This window comes from Pseudomonas sp. CM27, assembly GCF_013179515.1.
In the GTDB taxonomy this organism is placed as follows: Bacteria; Pseudomonadota; Gammaproteobacteria; order Pseudomonadales; family Pseudomonadaceae; genus Aquipseudomonas.
Genome location: NZ_JABMCN010000378.1, coordinates 1 through 3508 on the forward strand (window position 1 = coordinate 1; position 3508 = coordinate 3508).

General features: G+C 63.5%; 5 protein-coding genes. 3 read left to right on the forward strand and 2 right to left on the reverse strand.

Translation table 11 applies throughout. The annotated features are described in order from the left end of the window. Positions 1-582, forward strand: a 582-nt coding sequence (locus HP547_RS27975) for a TrkH family potassium uptake protein (RefSeq protein ID WP_172288701.1), incomplete at its 5' end; no start/stop codon positions are given. Here the strand turns inward: HP547_RS27975 and HP547_RS27980 are convergent. Then, on the reverse strand, positions 539-1600 hold the full coding sequence (locus tag HP547_RS27980; protein WP_172288703.1) for an AraC family transcriptional regulator: 1062 nt from the start codon (positions 1598-1600) through the stop codon (positions 539-541). The genes HP547_RS27975 and HP547_RS27980 overlap by 44 nt on opposite strands. A gap of 153 nt (positions 1601-1753) precedes the next feature. Here HP547_RS27980 and HP547_RS27985 point away from each other — a divergent pair, with 153 nt between their 5' ends. Beyond that, the gene (locus HP547_RS27985; RefSeq protein WP_172222635.1) at positions 1754-2065 is read left to right on the forward strand and encodes a DUF962 domain-containing protein; all 312 of its coding nucleotides are present in this window, start codon (positions 1754-1756) and stop codon (positions 2063-2065) included. An 11-nt stretch (positions 2066-2076) separates the two neighbouring features. Here the strand turns inward: HP547_RS27985 and HP547_RS27990 are convergent, their stop codons facing one another. Next, positions 2077-2889, reverse strand: a complete 813-nt coding sequence (locus HP547_RS27990) for a UDP-2,3-diacylglucosamine diphosphatase (RefSeq protein WP_172288705.1) — start codon at positions 2887-2889, stop codon at positions 2077-2079. A gap of 201 nt (positions 2890-3090) precedes the next feature. On the opposite strand from HP547_RS27990, the gene HP547_RS27995 reads away from it, so the two are divergent. After that, positions 3091-3508, forward strand: a 418-nt coding sequence (locus HP547_RS27995; protein ID WP_172288707.1) for an EamA family transporter, incomplete at its 3' end; no start/stop codon positions are given.

Here is a 3508-nt window from a genome sequence, read left to right on the forward strand (position 1 = left end):
TGGTACAGCACCAACCTGCACTGGCTTGATGCCCTGCGCCATGTGGCACTGAACGTCACCTCGGTAGTGACCACCACCGGCTTCGCCCTGGGCGACTACAGCCTGTGGGGCAACTTCTCGCTGATGCTGTTCTTCTACCTGGGCTTCGTTGGCGGCTGCTCCGGCTCGACCGCAGGCGGGATCAAGATCTTCCGCTTCCAGGTTGCCTACATCCTGCTCAAGGCCAGCCTCAACCAGCTGATCCACCCGCGCGCGGTGATCAAGCAGAAGTACAACGGCCACCGGCTCGACGAAGACATCGTGCGCTCGATCCTGACGTTCTCGTTTTTCTTTGCCATCACCATTTGCGTCATGGCGCTGCTGCTGTCGTTGCTTGGCGTGGACTGGATGACCGCATTGACCGGTGCTGCCGGCACGGTTTCAGGTGTGGGCCCAGGGCTGGGTGAAGTGATCGGCCCGTCTGGCAACTACGCCACGCTGCCTGATGCAGCCAAGTGGATCCTGGCCGGCGGTATGCTGCTTGGTCGCCTGGAAATCATCACGGTGCTGGTCCTGTGTATGCCGGCGTTCTGGCGTCACTGAGTAGCTCGCTGTCCGCGCCCAGACGGGCGCGGTATTCGCTGGGCGTGGCATCGAACCAGCGGCGGAAGGCCCGGTAGAAGTTGCTGGGGTCGGCAAAACCAAGCAGGTAGGCGGTTTCCAGCAAGGTCATGCCGGGCTGGGCCAGATACTGTTCGGCCAGTTCGCGGCGGGTGTCGTCGAGCAGCGCCTGGAAGCTGGTGCCCTCCTCCTGCAGGCGCCGCTGCAAGGTGCGCTGCGACAGGTGCAAGGCCTGGGCCAGGGTTTCGCGCTTGGGCTCGCCCTGCGGCAGGATGCGGCACAGCACCTGGCGTACGCGGTGGGTGACGCGGCTTTCGGAAAACCGTGCCAGGTACTCCCCGGCAAACCGGTCGTGCAGCACCGCCATGGCCTCGTTGGCAGTCGGCAACGGCGCCTCCATGTCGGCCCGCTCGAACACCAGCGCATCGTGCGCCGCGCCGAACACCAGCGGCGAATGGAACGCCACCTTGTACGGCTCCACATTCTTTGGCTGCGGCCCTTGCACCAGCACCCGTCGCGGCTGCACCGGCCGGCCGCTGAGCCATTTGCACAGCGCCAGGGCGCAGGCCAACGACGCTTCTGCACTGTGCCGGGTCGGCGGCAAGTGGTCGCCGTGCACGGTGAGGATCAGCGAATAGCCCTCGGCGCCGAGGACGAAGCTGAGGTCGGAGCTTTCGGCGATGATGCGCTGGTAGCGCACCAGGCGCTCGAAGCCCTCGGCCAGCGTGCGGCTGGACATCAATGCATAACCCACCACATGGAACGACGCCGGGCGCACCACTCGCGCCATGTTCAGGCCGATGGCCTCGTTGCCCGACAGCTCCACTGCCAGCTGCCAGAGACGGGTCATGGAGTCCTGGGGGAAACGCGCGTCGGGGTCGTCAAGGGCAGCGAAGTCCAGGCCCAGCTGCTTGAACATGGCCCGGCAGTCCAGCCCTTCCAGTTCGAGTGCCTTCACAATCCCTGATGCCCAGCTGGCTGACGTGGTTCTTTCGCTCATGACAGGCTTCTTATGCTGACCGCTCCTGCGGTGAACCCCAAGGATACTCAATTGGCGCCTATTGTCACTGGTAGGCCCCGCCAGTCACTCTAGACTCGAATCAGGCTCCACGCCGTGCATCTTGTCCAGAAGTATTAATCCCGGAGCACAGCCATGAACAGCACAGCGCAGTTTCGCAGTTTTGCCGAGTTCTATCCGTACTACCTGGGGGAGCACAGCAACCCCACCTGCCGCCGGTTGCACTTTGTCGGCACCAGCCTGGTGATCGCCCTGCTGGCCTATACCATCGGCAGTGGCAAGTGGTTGCTGTTGCTGGGCGTACCGCTGTTCGGCTACGGCTTTGCCTGGGTCGGGCATTTCTTTTTCGAAAAGAACCGGCCGGCCACTTTTACCTACCCGTTTTATAGCCTTGCCGGGGATTTCGTCATGTTCAGGGATATCCTGCTGGGCAAGATCCGCCTGTAGCGTGGCCGCCCCTAGGCCGGCTCCCGCTCGGCCGCCGCTGCCTGCACCTGCCGCGCCTGTGCGTCCGCCAGCCGATACAACTCGATGCTGCCATCCCAGTGCTCGATCAACGCTGTGCACGACTCCACCCAATCGCCGCAATTGAGGTATTCCACCTCCCCCACCTTGCGGATCTCGGCATGGTGGATGTGCCCACACACCACCCCCTGAAAACCACGCCGGGTGCACTCGTGGGCGATGGCATCCTCGAAATCGCTGATGAAGTTCACCGCGCCCTTGACCTTGTGCTTCAGGTAGGCCGACAGCGACCAGTAGCCATAGCCGTAAAGCGCACGCCAGTGGTTGAGCCAGCGATTCAGTACCAGGGTGAACTCGTAGGCGCGGTCACCGAGAAACGCCAGCCAGCGGTGGTAACGGGTAATGACATCAAACTGGTCGCCATGGATCACCAGCAGGCGGCGGCCATCGGCAGTGAGGTGTTCGGCCTCGTCCACCAGCTGGATGTTGCCCAGCATCAGCCTAGAGTAGCGGCGCAGGAATTCGTCGTGGTTGCCGGTGACATAGATCACCTCGGTGCCGCGCTTGCTCATGGTCAGCAGCCGGCGGATCACGTTGGTGTGCGCTTGCGGCCAGTAGATACCGCTGCGCAGCTTCCAGCCGTCGATGATGTCACCCACCAGGTAGACGCGGTCGGCCTGGTAGCCCTTGAGGAACTGCGACAGGTGCTCCGCCTGGCAATCGCGGGTGCCCAGGTGCACATCGGAGATCCACAGGGTCCGCACGCGTTGCTTGCGCGAGGGACGGGAGAGTTCGGCATGGGTCATGGACAGGCTCCGGCGCAGTTTGCTGGAGACTGGCAGGCGCGTGTGACAGCGCCGTGGCAAAACGGTGACGAGTGATGACTGTCAGCAGTCTTGCGACAGAACGGTTTGCCGAGCCTTTACACTTGCCTGTGCCGGCCTCTTCGCGGGCTTGCCCGCGAAGAGGCCGGTATAGTCAGCAGACATCTTCAGCAAGGACCCTTCATGAACCACCGCACTGCCCTGGGCGCCCTGCACATTGGCGCGCTGTTCTTCGGCCTCACCGGCGTCTTCGGCAAACTGGCCGCCAGCGCCAGCCCGGCAGTCATCGTTTTCGGCCGCGCCGCTTTTGCCGTACTTGCCTTGGCACTGTTTGCCAGCCTTACTGGCCCGGGCTGGCGACGCCTGAGCGGCCAGGACATCCGCCGCCTGCTGCTCGGCGGTGTGCTGCTGGCTGGCCACTGGGTCAGCTTCTTCATTGCGGTAAAGGTCGGCGGCGTGGCCATCGCCACCCTCGGCTTCGCCAGCTTCCCGGCCTTTACCGTGATCCTTGAAGGCGTGTTGTTCCGTGAACGCATCCGCCGCAACGAAGCCGTGCTGGTAGTGCTGGTGAGCATCGGCCTGATCCTGGTCACGCCGGCAT